The sequence below is a fragment of the Mariniflexile litorale genome, assembly GCF_031128465.2.
Classification (GTDB): domain Bacteria; phylum Bacteroidota; class Bacteroidia; order Flavobacteriales; family Flavobacteriaceae; genus Mariniflexile; species Mariniflexile litorale.
On sequence record NZ_CP155618.1, the window covers coordinates 736,699 to 753,628 of the forward strand.

Here is a 16,930-nt window from a genome sequence, read left to right on the forward strand (position 1 = left end):
TTATGATATTGTTTATTTGATGTTGAATACTAAATCTACTTCGGTAGGTATACATTTACTGTCGTCGCAAACCATAAACTCAACGGTTGCGTCTACTTTAAAGGGCGCTTTTGCTTTTAATTTAATACGCTGTTTAAATGATGCTTTATTTTCGAAGAATTTAATCTTCATACCAAAAATAGGATCATCAATCGTAACTCCTTTTTCTTCAACGGTATTTCCTTTTTTAAGATAATTAGCGTTGCCTTTAAATATAAAACTTGTGGCAATAGGACCATCTTCTGGAACATTTTGAGAATATAAATGCCAATGAGATTCTATAGTTGCAGTTGCAACCAATTCATACTCGGTATCTGAAATTTTAGAAACTGATGTTGACCATTTTACCGGCTCTAGAATTTGGGCTTGTAAAATGCTAAAAGCGAAAAGAGTAAAAAGAAATATGACTTTTTTCATGTGTGTAAATTTATTGTTTTGGTTTGAATACAACTTCGTACGATTTTCCACCATCAAGCACTTGTTTTGCGATTTCTTGAATGTCTTTTTTAGACATTCTGTTCACAATGTTTTCAAAGTTTTTAGGGTCGTTTATGTTTTCGTTATACCTAAAGTAAGACGTAAGTACTTGCATATCATACCCGTTTTTATCTTTTGCTTGTTCGCGTTCTTTTATAAAATTTGTTCTTGTTTTATTTAGATCCTCCTCTTTAATATCGCCCTCAGCTATTTTTTGAAGCTCTGCATTCACTATTTCAACTAAATTATCTGCCATGTCTGGGTTGCAATCAAAACGAAAAGACACGTAAGCTTGTGATTTTGGTTCTCTAGAGAAGCTAGCATTTGCTCTTGGACTGTACGCACCACCTTCTGATTCTCTTACGGTTTCCGTAAGGCGGAGTTGTAAAATATCTCCTAAAACATTCGTGTAAATAGCGTTATTTTTAGTGTATGGCATTTCCTTTTTGTAGGCTATATTAACAGATGCCTTAGGGTCTTCCATGTTTAAATAAATGTCTTCATCTATGGTGTTTGATATCCATTCGGAATCATTGTCTTTATAATTCTCTTTTGTGTTTTTAGTCGGCAGACTAGCTAAATAAGTTTCTAAAAGAGGTTTTAATTGGTTCTCTTTAACATCCCCTACGATAAAAAACTCAAAATCTGAAGCATCGGCAAAGCGGTCTTTGTATATAGTCTGTATCTTTTCAAATGAAATATCTTTAGCATAATCTTGGTTAAAAATACGCTCTTTCGGATTGTTTTTTCCATACAACGCTACTGTTAAACTATCTCGCATCTTTTCACCAATGTCTTTACTTCTTCTAACAATGTAGTTGTTTATATTGCTTTCTAAAACTTTAAATGCTTCCTCATCAAAACGGGGTTTCACAAAATATACATGCGCTAATTGCAACATAGTTTCTACATCTTTTGTATTTGATCCGCCAGAAAGCGATTCGTTTATGTTTCCTAAACTTGTTCTAACACTTGCTGTTTTTCCTGCCAAGACCTTCTTTAAATCGGTTGCTGTAAACTCTCCCAATCCAGACATTTGAACTAAGTTACCAACTAAACTTGCCGATGGCAAATCTGCATCATTTAAAAGCGAAGTACCACCACAACTAATAGCATTTAAAGATACTTTATCTTTTTCTTTATCTACAAATTTGTAATGCACTTTAATACCATTACTTAAAAGAAACGTGGTAGCATCTATCTTTTTATTATGACTTGATTTGGAAATTTTACCTGCTTTAATGTTTAAGCCAGAAATTAATGTTTTACCTTCTAAAGCTTCAGTATAAGGTTGTATGGATGCATCATTTTCTACTTCAGAAATAATAGTTTTTGCTTGCGCTTCTGTTAAATTATCTTGCCCTTCAACTCCTGTAACATTTAAAAACCTATTACTCTTAGCGTATAAGCGTTGTATAGTACTATGTAACTCTTCTGCAGTAATTGTATTTAATATGTCTTTCGCAATTTCATACTCCTTTTCTACATCTGTAATAGTTGTATTTGATAAGAAATTATTTTGAATACCTCGCTCTATTTGAGCATGACTGATATCTTCTTTCTTAGCTATTTGGTTTTCATAAGATGTTTTTATTTCAGAAATAGATCTTTCTATTTCAGATGGAATGTATCCATAATTAACAGCTCTTACAATTTCTGTTAAAACTTCTCTAAATGCCTCCTTTTGCATATTTGGCTTAGGTGAAATTGCGATACCAAAAGAGTTGGATGTTTTAGACAAACTTCCGTAACCTATATATGCGCCTAAAAAATTTGCATCAGGTTTTTGAGATTTTTCTGAAATTCTGGCATATAATATTTTTGTTGCCATCAATTCTAACAATGTGCGTTTTAAATCGGCTACCGTTTCGGTTTCTAACGATTTTTTATGACGAATTCCAAAATTTAAACTAGCTGTTGAAATTTCAGGATCTGTAGCCAAACTATACAACATTTCTGTATTTTCTGGAATTTCTACAACAAAACGTTCCTTTGGATTATTTACTGCTGGAATTTCTGAAAAACTAGCGATTATTTTTTTCTCAATGTCATCCACATTTACATCTCCTATAACAGCTATAGCTTGTAAATCGGTACGATACCAATCGTGATAAAAATCTCTTAAAGCCTTGTATTCAAAATTCTCAACCACAGACATTAATCCTATAGGTAATCTATCGGCATATTTTGAGTGGTTAAATGTAATAGGTAAACTTGTTTTGTATAAACGCATTTGTCCGTTTTGGCGGGTACGCCATTCTTCTTTTATTACACCGCGTTCTGCATCTATTTCTTCATCAGTTAGCAATAAGTAGTTAGACCAATCTTTTAATACCATCAAACAAGTATCTACTAAACCATCTTTGGTTGGAATGTTGCTTAAATTATAAACAGTTTCATCAAACCCTGTATAAGCATTGATATCTTTTCCAAATACCGCTCCATGCTTTTGAAGTGTATTTAATATCCCTTTTCCAGGAAAATTCTCGGTACCATTAAATGCCATATGCTCTAAAAAATGCGCTAAACCCTGTTGGTTATCATTTTCTAATACGGAACCCACATTTTGAATAATATAGTAACTAGCTGCATCTTTTACCACATCGGTACTTTTTATGTAGTAAGTCATTCCATTAGGTAAAACTCCTTTTTTGATTGTTTCATCTACAGGCAAAGGCTCACTATAATTGATGGATTGTGCGACACCCTTTGTTGTTAGTAAAACAAAAAGGACCATTGATAAAGTTAAAATGTGTTTCATGTAAATTTCTCTATTTTATAGATTTGACTAAATTATAATTTTAAACAGTCTTTATGACCTATTTAGGATAGTTTTAATAAAATAAGGACTGATTCAAACAGCCCTTATTTTTTATAAATCTTCTTTACTAGAAATATAAACGAGTGAATAACTCAAATAATAAAGAAGCGCTTCTTTGTGCTACATTTATAAGATAAGACGAATAAACAATTATCATACCTATTAATAAAATGTTAAAAATTTATTTTTCAAATATTTTAGCTAGATTTTCTTCTAATGTGTACCCTCTTAAATTGGTTGTTATAATACGTCCTTCTGGATCAATAAGAAGATTTCTAGGGATGGATTTTACATCGTATAATCGAGCTACTTCATTATCAAAACCTTTTAAATCTGACACATGCGACCAAGGAAGGTTCTCTTGTTTAATAGCATTTAGCCAAGCGTCTCTTTTAGTATCTAAAGACACTGCTAGTATGTTAAAACCTTTGTCGTGATATTTTTTGTAAGCCATAACTAAATTAGGGTTTTCAGCTCTACATGGACCACACCATGAAGCCCAAAAATCTAACAATAAATATTTTCCTCTAAAATCTGATAATTTAATTGGATTACCATTTTCATCGTTTTGAGTAAAATCTATAGCTAGTTCTCCAATATCAACACGCTTTTTATTTAAATTTTCTAAAAACTCTAACCCTAATATACTGCTACGGTGTTCTAAAGGAAGTCTTTTAAAATAGGGAATTAAATCACTTTCCTCATAGCCTTTTTGCGCAAATTCATTTAATGTTTTTAAACTAATGTATGACTTAGGATTTTTATCTATAAAATTAAAAAGCAAAGAATCTCTATATTTTATTCTTTTATTAAGAATAGCGGCCTTTTCTAATACCAATACTTTCTTTTTTTCTTCAGAAACTTCATTTTTAATAGATTCAGTTATTGAATTGTATTCATCATCATATTTTTTGGGACCATAAAGTATTTCTGACTGTAATTTAAACTCTGTATTTAATTTTGAACCCGTAATAATAGCATTTTTAACGGTATCTTTAATACTTACTAGAATATTCCCTTTCTCAAGGTACATAGACAGAAAACCACTCCAGTTTTTTAAATCTTTAATACCATTACCTTCTTTACTTAAAACTAAGAAAACTTGCTTTGGTTCAGGTATTTCTCCTTCAAAACTAAATTTGTTGTTTTTTAAACTAGCAGAATCTATAATAGTTTCTGAGTTTACTTTCATTAATGAATTTAACAGATAAACCTTAGCATTTGGACTATCCAAATCATTTATTTTTACAGTTAGATTATAATTTTTTTTTGAACACCCCTGCAATGAAACTGTGAGTATTATTAATAGGATACTTTTTCTTATTATCATCTTTTTATTTTTATGAATTAAGCACATACTGTTTATTAAAACAGTATGAAACTTTAAAATTATTTGCCCCCCATCCATGCTTACAGATTGGGGTTTTGTTGAGTATCTTTAAAAGGAATAGGATAAATAGCAGCCTTTGAAGTCCATCCAGGTTTGTTTGCTCCAAAAACAGCATCGGCTTGCCCCAATCTTTTTACATCAAACCAACGGTGTCCCCATTCTCCAAAAAGCTCTCTCATTCTTTCAGTATAAATATCTTGAAGCATCGCTGTTTTTGTTGTTGCTTCCGTTCCTAGTAATCCTGCTCTTGAACGAATCGTATTTAAATCCGATTCTGCACTATTAAGCCCTGTAATATTATCTTGCTGCGCTCTAGCTTCTGCTCTTATTAAATACATTTCGGCCAATCTTAATACAATATTTGCTTCAGCAGTTGATGGTCCAGTGGTATTTGAATATGCTTTATACTTATGTGGCCCGTTCAAGGTTGGTGTTAACCATGCAGCTCTTCTAGCATCACTAGTTGTAATTTTACTTGCCACAAAAGAACTAAGTCTGTAAGATGGATTGTTTACATTAGAGCCTGTTAAGCCTACATTTGCATATCTATTTGCACCTGCATTTGTTAATTGAAAAATACTTTCATTAGAATTGGCATAAAATACTTGGTTTAGAGGTGGTAATCCATAAAAGCCTGCACCTATAACTGTATTTGCTTGTTTTTCTGCTTCTTCCCAATTTTCTTGATATAGCATGACTCTTGCCAATAATGCAGTTGCAACCCATTTGTTAACCCGAGTTCTTTTTCCTGCCGCTGTGTAAAGCTCACTACTCAATTCTGTTTGTGCATCCTGTAAATCATCTACTATTTGAATATAAATATCGGTTGATGATGAGCGTGGTAACAATCTATTAACTTCATAATTTGTTCCTAAAACAAGAGGAACATCACCCCAAAGATTCACCAAGTAAAAATAGCAGAATGCTCTCATAAATTTAGCTTCCCCTATTAATTGAGTTTTAGTTTCTTCAGATAAACCAGTTGATTTGGAAACGTTGATAATAAGATTATTAGATTGATAAATAATATTATAATAACCTCTCCACATACCAGAAATAGTACTACTTGTTGGATCAATTGAATTGGTTGCAAATGATAATTGTTCTACATTATACGAAGCTCTTTCCAATTCATCAGAAGATAATCCAACATAGGTAAATAGGTTGGTTATAGCACTATTTGATGTTGTATAGGCATAGATACCTTTCATTGCCGATTGCGCTGTAGCTTCACTTGAAAACACCTCTTCTGTATTAATTAAATCTGGAGGTAAATCCACATCAACAAAATCATCACAACTCGTATTGAAAATTAAAAATAGGCTATAAATTAGTATATATTTAGTAGAATGTATTGATATTCTTTTATTATTTATTTTCATAACTATTAAATTTAAAAAGTTAAAAAGAAATTTGAGCACCCATAACAATAGTGCGTAAAGGAGGTAGTCTATTTAAAGTAGCCGTTTCAGGATCACCTGCTTTATAAGGTGTTATTGTTAATAGATTTTGTGCTTGGGAATAAATTCGCAAAGCACTAACACCTAACCCCTTTAACGTTTTCTCTGGAAGATTGTACGACAACGAGATATTTTTCAAACGAATAAATGAAACATCTGTATATTGAAGATCTGAAAAATAAGCGGGTATATGCCCCCCATTTAAATTGTACAAATCTAAAAATGACGCCGTAGTGGTAAACTTTTGAATATCTGCTATATCACCTGGGTTTTGCCATCTATCTAAAACAACCGCTGGGTAATTTATTCCTGCAGCACCCACAGGACTGGTAAAACTTGTATAGGAACCAATCCAGTTTCTTCCCATTTGTTTTCTAAACTGCAATAAAAAATCTAAAGAGACTCCTTTGTATGTGATGTTATTTTGAAGCCCTCCGTAAAAGTCAGGATCTGTATCAAGTTGTGATCTAAAATCACCATCTACTAACGCAGCCTCGAAACTACCATTATCATTATAATCCTCTAATAAATATAATCCCGTATCAGGGTCTACACCTATTACGTGGCCTGCAATAATTGTATTAAGCGATTCTCCAATAGTATAATTGCTGTTATATGTAGACTCTTCTAAGCCAGGAAACCTTTTTAGTTTATTACTAGGAAGTGTGATGTTGAAATTAGTCGTCCAACTAAAATTTCTGCTTCGAATGTTATTTGAACTAATCAATAGTTCTAAACCTTGGTTTTGAACAAGCACGTCATTTAAATTGTTAACTACTGAAGTATAACCTGTAATACCTGGCAAAGGGTAACTTACTAATGGATCGGAAGAATTGTTTCTATACCAAGATGCCGAAAATTGTAAATTATCTTTTAAAACATTAAAATCTATTGCGACTTCTGTTTTTATGTTTTTTTCCCAATGCAATGTAGAAGTGAATAAAGACGATGGTGTTAACGCTACGTCTCCTTCGTAACTACCTGTGCTAAAACCCACCCCATAAACATCTTGATACTTATAATCGCTTATTTTATCGTTTCCGGTAATACCATAACTAGCACGTAATTTTGCAAAACTTATAAAAGACATTTGTTTTATAAAAGATTCATTACTTAGTATCCAAGCAGCACCAACAGCACCAAAGTTTGAAAACCTAAAATCAGGACCAAAACGGCTAGAGCCGTCTCTTCTACCAGACAAATTCAAAATATATTTATCAGCGTGGTTATAATTAATACGCCCAAAGAAAGCACCATATTTATATTCTGAAAAAGTACTTGTTGGAATATTAAACATGTTAGGAGTCACTACCGAAAGGCTTCCTATTTGGTCATCATCTCCATAACCACTAATAGAAATTGTATAGCCTTTACGTTCTTGACTTTGGTAAGTACCTCCAACCAATGTACTTAATGTTCCTTTTCCAAAAGATTTGTTATATTCTAATTGTGGCTCCCAAATCCAACTTTTAAAAGAGCTATCTCCAAATAAATAAGCACCATCTGTTCCTGTTCTATTAAGTGGGTTTATAGCTGTAGATGGGGTGATTCTGTTTTCTTCAGAGGTTATAAGATTATAGCCTAAACTACTTTTTAAAATTAAATTAGGAAATAGTTTATACGACAACACTGCATTTCCATTAAGCGTTGTAGACCTTGCTTCATATTTTTTAAGTAAGTATGATAATGGATTATCCGATTTATATCCGCCTTCATTCCATGCTAGATCACCATTTTCTTCATATAACTTATAATTTGGAGCTAGAGATAGGGCAAAAGAAAGGTCTGATGATGAACTTGTATTAAGTGTTGAAGCATAACTAGCAGAAAAAGAACCCGTGAATTTTTTATTAGGTGTTGTTGTAGTAACATTAAACCTTCCTGAAAATCGACTATTTGGAAGATTACCTGGAACCACTGTCGTTTCTTTATGGTAGGCACCCCCTAAAATAAATTGTGTTAATTCATTTCCTCCTGATAACGATGCTTGTACATCTGTTGTATAAGCTGTACCACCTATTAATTGCTTCGCTAGGTTATTATCTCTTAAAGTATCATACTGTGCTAAGTCGTAAACCTTATTTCTTGTAGAAAGACTGGTACTATTTGCCATAGCATCCAAATCTAACCCATCATTTTTTAATGCTTCTTTTCGCATAGCCACATACTCTTTAGTGGTTAGCATATCGGGTAATGGAGCAACACTTACACCATTAGATACACTAATATCAAACTTAGGAGCTCCCTTTTTTCCTTTTTTGGTGGTAATTAAAACAACTCCACTCGCCCCCCTACTTCCATAAATAGCGGTTGCATCGGCATCTTTTAAAATCTCAACACTTTCTATATCTCCTATATTTAAGCTATACAAAGGACTTAAACCACTTAATGATGAAGCACTTATGGCAGATTGTAATTGATTTATATACTCATTTCCATTTGCCATTGGCACATTATCAATAATATACAAGGGAGCATCTGAAGCACCGTTTATTCTATCTATTTGTGTTCTTCCCCTTATTTGAACTTCAAAAGCTGCTCCAGGGTTTCCGCTAGATTGAGTAATTTCCACTCCAGGAACCCTTCCTTGCAATGCTGCCATTGGGTCTGCCGTTGGTGTATTGCTTATTTCTTTGCTTGTAACCTTACTTATATTTCCGGTTTTTAAACGCTCGGTAGTGGAATAATAACCTGCATTTATGGTTACTTCTCCTAATTCATCAATACTTTCTTTTAGGGTAATATTAATAACAGTTTGGTTATTTACTGATATTTCTTGACTTTCAAAACCTAAAGAAGAAAATACTAAAACATTTTCAGCGTTTGGTACTTTTATACTATATCTACCATCAAAATCTGTAGCTGTCCCTGTATAAGTACCTTTAATTAATATGGTAACTCCCGCAATTGGTACACCAGCTTGATCTTTAACTATTCCTGACACAAGAGATTGCATCCAACTATCCTTAAATGATTTCTCTTTAATAAGGATTGTATTATCTTTTGTTACAACAAAATTAAAGTCGTTGTTTTCAATACTTAATTGCAATAGCTTATTAGCTTGAATTACCCCTTTTTTAAGATTTACTTTAGGGAAATCTTTAAATAAATCTGATTTATAAATAAAAGAATAACCTGTTTGTTGGTTAATAATATTAAAAACCTCATCTATTGTTACCGTTTTATCGGCATCAATAGTAACTTTAGTATTCTGCGATAGGACTTCCTTAGGCGAGAGACTAAAAACGACAGTACAAAACAAGAATATAAAAGTTCTCATCATAAATGTTAACATGCTCTTTCCCTTTGGAAAAAGCGGAATTGTAAATTTAATTTCCATAAATTTGTTTGGTGTTAGTTAATAAATTAATACTACAAGGGGGAAATAATGGCTTGCGTTGTAGGAGATTCAACCATATTTCCCTTTCTTTTTACTTAAAAATCACGGTTTTATTATTTATTTCATAATTAATATTATTCATGCTTTTAATAATTGATAAAATATCTACAATGGATTGTTTTTTCTTCAAACCACCATTGAAAGTTATGTTTTCTATATCCTTATTCTCAAATACAACTTCAATATCATACCATCTTGAAAGCACTTTCATAATGTCTTTTAAAGCCATATTTTCAAAACTGAAGACCCCTTCTTTCCAAGAAATTTCTTTATAAACATCAATAGAAGAGACTGTGATTTTTTTGTTTTCTAGATTTATGTTTGATTGTTGGTTTGGAATTAAAATTTTATTAATTCCATTGTAATTAATTTCAACTTTACCTTCAACTAGAGTTGTTCTAATAGTATTGTCATCGTTATAGGCTTTTATATTAAATTCTGTACCTAAAACTCTAACTTCATGATTATTATTAGACACCTTAAAATCTGCTCCTTTATGCTTTGAACTAGGAGACACATCAAAATAAGCTTCTCCATAAATCAACTCCATACTACGCGTTTCTCCATCTACAAAACTTACAGGATATTTGATTTGAGATTCTGAATTTAACCAAATTTGCGTACCATCCGAGAGAACGACATGATATTGCCCCCCTCTAGGTATTGTTAAATAGTTGTATAAAACTTCAGCTTTTTTGGCATGGTAGGCTTTATAGATTAATTCAGCACCATTACTCTCTAAATGATCTGAATTGTAATGTTGCCCTTTTTCCAAATCCACTACAGTGCCATCTTCTAAAGTTAGAGTAGCTTTGTCTATACCTATTTTGATATTGTTATTTACAATTATAGGGTGACCATTGAATTTATTTGATTGAATCTTATGGTTTACTAAGTAGGTAACAGTAACTAAAATTAAAAAAGATGCCGCTATGCCTTTTTTGAAAATTTTTTTTCTATAAAAAGGTATCGTTTTAATTGATTTGACGTTTATTTCTAACTTAACCTTATTGAAAATTCTTTTTTCAACATCCATCTTATTAGAAAATTCTTCTGGCCAACTACTAATACTTTGATTATTTACAAAAAAGGAAAACAGTATGTTTCTTTGTTGCTTAGTAATTGAGCCATCAATAAGTTTTTTAATTAGTTTTAAAAGAAGCTTTTTATTTTTATTTCTCATCACTTACATTATGACACTTTATATATATGTCGATAAAATAAGAGTTCACACCTGCTTGAAAAGAGTTTTTTTTTTAATTATTTTTTATTTTAACTATAAAAAGAACAAATTCTATACAAAGTGACATGCCCATTGAATATCTAAGTATACTCAAAGCTTTTGTTATATGCCCTTCTACAGTTCGTTGTGAAATATGTAACTTATCTGCAATTTCCTTATTACTTAATTCTTGTTCCCTACTTAGTTTAAATACAGCTTTACATTTTAGAGGCAGGTGTTCTATGATGGAATCAACATGCTCGATTAGTTCTTCATATAGTAATTTTGTCTCAGGTGTTAAAGCGTGAAACGTCTCGCTAAAATTATCTAATAATTCTATTTTAATTAACTTTTTATTCTTTCTAAAAAAATCATAAACTTTGTATACCGTACTTGTATATAGGTAACTTTTAAGCGAAATACTTATAATAAGATGGGTTCTTTTATTCCATAAATCCACAAAAATATCTTGAACAATATCTTCGCACACTTCCTTATCTTGAACTAAATTATAAGCAGCTAAATACATCATCTGCCAATACTTTTTATAAATTAATGAAAGTGCTTCATCCTTTCCTTGATGAAGTAACTCAATTAATTCTTTATCACTATTCATAATAGTACGAGTCATTTTATATTTTAAAATATAAATTATCCACTTAGTTGATTGAAATGTACTTTTGGGAATAAAAATAATTTTTTTTTACATAAAACACACTAAAATCAAAAAATGTTTCAAAATAAAAAGACATTACAACCTAATTCTTATGAATTATTTAAAAAAATAACATATACAAAGTCAACATCCCCTATATATTATATTTATTTTAATACACGTACCAATCTATTATCTTCCCTTAGACCTCTTTTATAATATTCAGTTATATATAATTATTTTCTTGCAACTAATTTAAAGCATTATTTATAGTTAGTTTTTAAGATAAAAAAAAATCTAAAACAAAAAAAGCATCCCGATTTTCTAAAAAGAAAAAAGGAAAGCTTCTCATTGGAATACCAAATTTACTTTGGCAAACTACTTTCCCGAATATAACTTCGGGAACAACACTACTTCTTATTACCAAAAAAAGCCCTAATTTCTTAGAGCTTTTTACTTATATTAAATTTACTTAATCCATTTTCTCAAAAGAGATATCAGTCCAACTAATATTATAGGGTTGTCCGGAACCACTTTTTAATACAATATAAATAGTTTGTGCAGTATCAAATGTAAACAGGTTATCGTCTGGAAAATTACCAGTGACATCTACATCTTGAAAAGCATATGTACCAACTCCTTTAGGGCTACCATCCCATGTATTATACCTTACCTTAATTTCGTCTCCTCGGTAAAACTCTTGAAGTTCTTGTGGCATTACAGTACTAAAAAAGAGTTCACTCCATACTTCATCAAGAGGTGAATTGATAACAAAAGAACCACTAAATTTATAAGTACCAGCCTCAACAATTATTTCTTGAAAAGCATGTGACCCATTAAAACCTCCATTACCGGAGAAACTAACTGTATTACCAGTTATATCTACATTTACACCTCCACCAGGACGATCTGCTTGAATTGTCCAGTTAGCCGCTTTAATTAAATTAGGATCATCGGCAGGTACAATACTTACTATTTTTGTTACTATAGCAGGTGTGGTTCCTTCAATACCACCTACAGTCAATATTACTGTATAATCGCCCATAGCATCGTAGGTGTAATTAGGGTTTTCTTCTGCAGATGTATTACCATCTCCAAAATCCCAAGCAAATGTTTCTGCATTGGTAGTTGTAGTGGTAAATTGTATTTCTAAAGAATTGTCCTCATTAGCTACAAATAAAAAATCTGCTATAGGATGAGGAATTGGTTTCTCTAAAGTTAGCTCATGTGTTTTTATAGCTGGAGTTGTTCCTTCTTTCCCTGTTGTAGTTAACGTTACGGTATAGGTGCCAGCATCTGTATAAGTGTGTGCTGGGTTTGCTTCAGTAGAATTTTGACCATCTCCAAAATCCCATTCAAAAGTCTCTGCAAAATTTGTGGTACTATTAAAATTAACTGTTAAAGAATTTTCTAAAGGCTCGAAAGAAAAATAGGCTGTAGAATTTGGCAAAGTTTTCTCTGGCAATTGGGATTCTTCACATCCAAAAATCAAGAATAGCATTGTAACTGAAGCTAAAACCCTCAAACAATTGTGTTTTATTTTTTTCATTTTATTATATTTTTATTTAAACATTCTTTTATAAATCTCAAACTTTAAATTTTTACAAAACGCCATATTTGACCAATGGTTGAACCTCCTTTGTTATCCTTAGCCACCACTTTCCAGTAATATGAGTTTTTAGTATTTATTACAGCATCATATTTCACTTCGCTTATATCTTCTGCTATTATTTGTAAAGCCTCCTTATCGGTTCCAAAATAGATGTCGTAAGTTAAAACATCACCATCGGCATCTTCTGCCGACCAATTTAATGTAACGGAGTCTTCTGTTAGTTCTGAATTATTCTCAGGAAAAATTAGTGTAGGAGCAAAAGGCAGATAGTTTGCTACACCTTCACCTTCTGTATAAAAATTGTATATTTCAGAATACGCACTAGAGGCTTTTTTATCATCAATAGCCTTAACTCTCCAATAATACATTACGCCTCTAAATAGCGATATATCCGATGCTGTATTAGATGTTTTAAGTGTACTCACAATTTCTGTGAATGTGTTATCTCTGGCAATTTGTATTTCGTAATTAACAAGACTTCCTTCTGGATCTACCGCAGGATTCCATTGGAATTTTAAAATATTTTCTATACAAACTAAATTATTAGATGGATAAACTAGTAACGGTATATCTGGGGCTACATTTTCTTCAGGTGTAGTTGTTGTATCTTCTTGATCACTATCACTACTACAAGAAAAAAACGATATCATACAGAATGTAAAAAGGTATAGGTAGTATTTCATCTTTATTTTATTTTTTTATTATACGTATGGTTTCTTCAGGATGATTACTAACTTTAACAAAGTAAACTCCTGCAGGTTGATTTTTTAGACTTAAAATTGCCTTACCATTTACGAGTTTATAATTAGCACTTGATACCAATACAGAACTCATATTATATATAGATAATTCTACAGAGTTAGAATCGCTTGGTATAAATACTTCAAAACGTTCTTCGAACGGATTGGGAAAAACTTTTAAGGTCGCTGAAGAAGCAATATTTTTAGAAAGCGTTCCTTCACACTCATTAACAGAACTTACTTCTAGCAAATCACCATTTTCTATAGTAACATTAAAGTCTTTTTCGAAGGTCTCTAATTGTAGATTTCCATTAACTTTTACAAGATAAGGAGCAGTTCCCGAACTAACTTTGACATGCATTTTATTACCAGACTTTGAAAACTTACCAGTAATTGAGCTACTAGCTAGTATTTCTACTACATAACATTGTTCAAAATCATCTACTTGCGAAATTAGGCAGACATCGTATGTACCTGGATCCAAATCCTTAACTACTAATTTTTGATTTGTAAAATTATAGCTCTCCGCATTAACTGTAACAATATGATTAGCTTCAACATTTGCAATAATTGTAATTTCACCATTTTTCTTGTCTAAGCAGGTTTCTCCTTTACTACTTACAAGAACATTTACTTGAATTTTAGCAAGTTCAGCTACTTTTTCAGCAGATAGTGCATAATTATAAATTCTAAAATCTTCTACTCTACCATTAAATGGAATAGCTGAATTTTGTCTACGCCCTATATAATTTAGTATAGGTTTAAAATCATTTGGACTAATAGATATAGAAGTAGATTCATCTACCATTTGACCATCCACATATAATACGGCATTATCATTACTTAAAGTAATAGCTACATGAGACCATTGTCCCACAGGTAATTCTGATGATGACAAACTTTGTTCACTCCCACTATTTTTGAGACCGAAATACAATCTAGAGGATGCGTTTGCTGGAGATAAATACATACTTTGATCTTCACTATTTCCAAAATCAAAAACATGTCTATCTTTACCACTATCCTGACGGTAAACCCAAGTAGACACAGTAATTTCCTGATGGTTAGCAATTGTGGCAGGTAATTGAATAAAGTTATCTGAACCATTTAATTTTACAGCATTTAAAGTCGCTTTTCCTTCTACATATGACACATCACCAAAAGCAGCACTGTGATTAAGGTTTATTGTCGCATCTTTCGTAGTTCCTTCAAAAGTATAATGAGCAACGAGATCTTCTTCACCTGTTGGAGTAGCAGAAACTTCATTTGAAAAATCAGAACGATTTAAAGAATTATCTTCTGCCATTATTTTATAATAGTAAGTATTACCAGCATCAACAGTGTTGTCTATAAAAGCAGTAGTTGTTACACTTCTAGCTATGGTATTATAATTTCCTCCAGCAGTATCTGCACGTAAAATAATATAGCTAGCCAAATCTGATTCAGTATTTGCTGTCCACTCTAGTTTAACAGAAACTTTATTTGCAATAGCTGTAAGGCCTGTTGGAGCAATTGGAGCATCAAACTCTATAGGAGCATCTATGGGTAAAAAACGCCATTGCTGGTTAAAATTATTAGTTTTCTCATTCTGCACCATATTTCCGTCATTATTAATGGTAATACAATAAGAACTTTCTCTATTTCTTATATAAAACCATCCATCTTCTAAATAATCTAAATACCATTGTTGATTCCCAGTATCGAACTTATCCCATAGCTGAATGTTTCCGCCATTTTCTAAAGAAAAACTACTAACTTCCATAAATTTATTATTACCAGACTCTGGAGAAATTCTCCAATAACTAAAATCACCACCTATTCTAGAATTAACAGGTGTAACGTTCCAATTTTGAGTAGAAGTCCCCGCATAATTTCCTGATATTATGTTGGCTCCATTTGTATTAGGGTTATCGCCTACTACTATTACCTGTCCGCTTTCTCGATTAACCAATTTATATAAGCCATCTATTACAGGTTGAATATCTTCACCCCATGTTACATTTATTACACGTTCAGCATTAGATTGGCCTTGTTGATAACCAGTTCCCCCTGGCATTTCTAAAACAAATTCACGTTGTGGTCCGTAACCATCGTAATAAACCATTCTATCTTTGGAAATATAGTTAAAACTAGTGGTATTTGCCTGTCTTTCAGAAGTACCTCCAAAAGCCTGAACCTTACCATCGGGAGTACGATACACTGCTGCGGCTGTCCATTTTGATCGGTGTTCTGCATAACCAATTCTTTCTCCATCAAAGGCTTTAACCATTTCGCCACGAGCATAATCTGCTGGTCCCCACCATATGCCCATTTGCATGCCATATTCATAGCCTACTAGAGCCTCCATAACATTGTGAAGTTCGTCATTAGAAGCATGATCTCCATTGGCGCGCACCTGCTCGAAAAAATTGGCGTAATTATCAAAAGAACCAGCTAGTTGATGCGTATTGCCTTCGTTAATACCAGAAGGCTTTAAGAACTCATACCATTCTAACGCCTTATCTGCATTCAATGTATTTCCACCAGAAATACGTTTTCCATCAAAATAAGGGTCACTTTTCATTTCTACAACAATGTCATAAAAATCTTGAATTGAGCCTTGCTCTGGACCTAAATCTGGTTCATTCATCGGTCCAATACTTATCACTGGAAAGCCTCTATCTTCAATTCTTTTAGCATTTGCTTTAAGTAAGTTTTTCCAATTGACTGCATTTCCTAAAAAATAGGGGTCTACGGAAATGGCATCAGAATTCATTACAATCTCAACATCTGGCGATGCATAAGCCTCAACAATCCCTAGTCTAAAGTTTAATGCGTCAATTTGTTCTTGTTGTAAATCTCCATCTACGAGTGGGTGTGTAGGCTGAAATGAAACTCGTGCCACATCGGTTTGATCTTTACCCATAAAGCGAAGTGCCCTTCTAAAGTTTTCTCTACTAGGCCAAGCAAGATCTGCTCCAAACTGTATGGTTTTTGATATTCCAGAATCTGTAACATCAAAGAGTACAATCCTGTCTGTGATAGGCTGAGCGATAATATTATCACTGGTACTTGCTGTTTGACTATATCCATCTACAAGAAGAAATAGCAAACAACTCATGGTCAAAATTAGTT

10 protein-coding genes are annotated in these 16,930 nt (G+C 32.3%); all 10 read right to left on the reverse strand.

What is annotated here, in order from left to right; all coding sequences use genetic code 11:
• Positions 1-12 precede the first annotated feature (12 nt).
• Entirely contained in the window at positions 13-456 is a 444-nt protein-coding gene (locus tag QLS71_RS02895) for a protein-disulfide reductase DsbD domain-containing protein (protein WP_308990415.1), read from the reverse strand.
• Between the two features lie 10 nt (positions 457-466).
• On the reverse strand, positions 467-3,277 hold the full coding sequence (locus tag QLS71_RS02900; protein ID WP_308990416.1) for an insulinase family protein: 2,811 nt from the start codon (positions 3,275-3,277) through the stop codon (positions 467-469).
• Positions 3,278-3,518: 241 nt separating this feature from the next.
• Positions 3,519-4,745 (reverse strand): TlpA disulfide reductase family protein, encoded by a 1,227-nt coding sequence (locus tag QLS71_RS02905; RefSeq protein WP_308990417.1) that lies wholly within the window; start codon positions 4,743-4,745, stop codon positions 3,519-3,521.
• A gap of 2 nt (positions 4,746-4,747) precedes the next feature.
• A complete protein-coding gene (locus QLS71_RS02910) occupies positions 4,748-6,109 on the reverse strand; it encodes a RagB/SusD family nutrient uptake outer membrane protein (protein WP_308990418.1) in 1,362 nt (453 codons plus the stop codon).
• A gap of 19 nt (positions 6,110-6,128) precedes the next feature.
• Positions 6,129-9,470, reverse strand: coding sequence for a SusC/RagA family TonB-linked outer membrane protein (locus tag QLS71_RS02915; protein WP_348636599.1), 3,342 nt, complete (start codon positions 9,468-9,470; stop codon positions 6,129-6,131).
• Positions 9,471-9,618: 148 nt separating this feature from the next.
• Positions 9,619-10,770: a FecR family protein gene (locus tag QLS71_RS02920; RefSeq protein ID WP_308990420.1), complete on the reverse strand. Its 1,152-nt coding sequence runs from the start codon at positions 10,768-10,770 to the stop codon at positions 9,619-9,621.
• 73 nt (positions 10,771-10,843) lie between these two features.
• Complete coding sequence (locus QLS71_RS02925) at positions 10,844-11,425, reverse strand: RNA polymerase sigma-70 factor (RefSeq protein WP_308990421.1); 582 nt, start codon at positions 11,423-11,425, stop codon at positions 10,844-10,846.
• Positions 11,426-11,936: 511 nt separating this feature from the next.
• Positions 11,937-13,013, reverse strand: coding sequence for a PKD domain-containing protein (locus QLS71_RS02930; protein WP_308990422.1), 1,077 nt, complete (start codon positions 13,011-13,013; stop codon positions 11,937-11,939).
• A gap of 44 nt (positions 13,014-13,057) precedes the next feature.
• Positions 13,058-13,759: a hypothetical protein gene (locus tag QLS71_RS02935; protein ID WP_308990423.1), complete on the reverse strand. Its 702-nt coding sequence runs from the start codon at positions 13,757-13,759 to the stop codon at positions 13,058-13,060.
• Positions 13,760-13,766: 7 nt separating this feature from the next.
• A complete protein-coding gene (locus QLS71_RS02940; protein WP_348636600.1) occupies positions 13,767-16,916 on the reverse strand; it encodes a LamG-like jellyroll fold domain-containing protein in 3,150 nt (1,049 codons plus the stop codon).
• Positions 16,917-16,930 lie beyond the last annotated feature (14 nt).

Coding starts and splice junctions, on each gene's coding strand:
- QLS71_RS02895 (WP_308990415.1), bottom strand. CDS start 456: ATGAAAAAAGTCATATTTCTTTTTACTCTTTTCGCTTTTAGCATTTTA.
- QLS71_RS02900 (WP_308990416.1), bottom strand. CDS start 3,277: ATGAAACACATTTTAACTTTATCAATGGTCCTTTTTGTTTTACTAACA.
- QLS71_RS02905 (WP_308990417.1), bottom strand. CDS start 4,745: ATGGATGGGGGGCAAATAATTTTAAAGTTTCATACTGTTTTAATAAAC.
- QLS71_RS02910 (WP_308990418.1), bottom strand. CDS start 6,109: ATGAAAATAAATAATAAAAGAATATCAATACATTCTACTAAATATATA.
- QLS71_RS02915 (WP_348636599.1), bottom strand. CDS start 9,470: ATGATGAGAACTTTTATATTCTTGTTTTGTACTGTCGTTTTTAGTCTC.
- QLS71_RS02920 (WP_308990420.1), bottom strand. CDS start 10,770: ATGAGAAATAAAAATAAAAAGCTTCTTTTAAAACTAATTAAAAAACTT.
- QLS71_RS02925 (WP_308990421.1), bottom strand. CDS start 11,425: ATGAATAGTGATAAAGAATTAATTGAGTTACTTCATCAAGGAAAGGAT.
- QLS71_RS02930 (WP_308990422.1), bottom strand. CDS start 13,013: ATGAAAAAAATAAAACACAATTGTTTGAGGGTTTTAGCTTCAGTTACA.
- QLS71_RS02935 (WP_308990423.1), bottom strand. CDS start 13,759: ATGAAATACTACCTATACCTTTTTACATTCTGTATGATATCGTTTTTT.
- QLS71_RS02940 (WP_348636600.1), bottom strand. CDS start 16,916: ATGAGTTGTTTGCTATTTCTTCTTGTAGATGGATATAGTCAAACAGCA.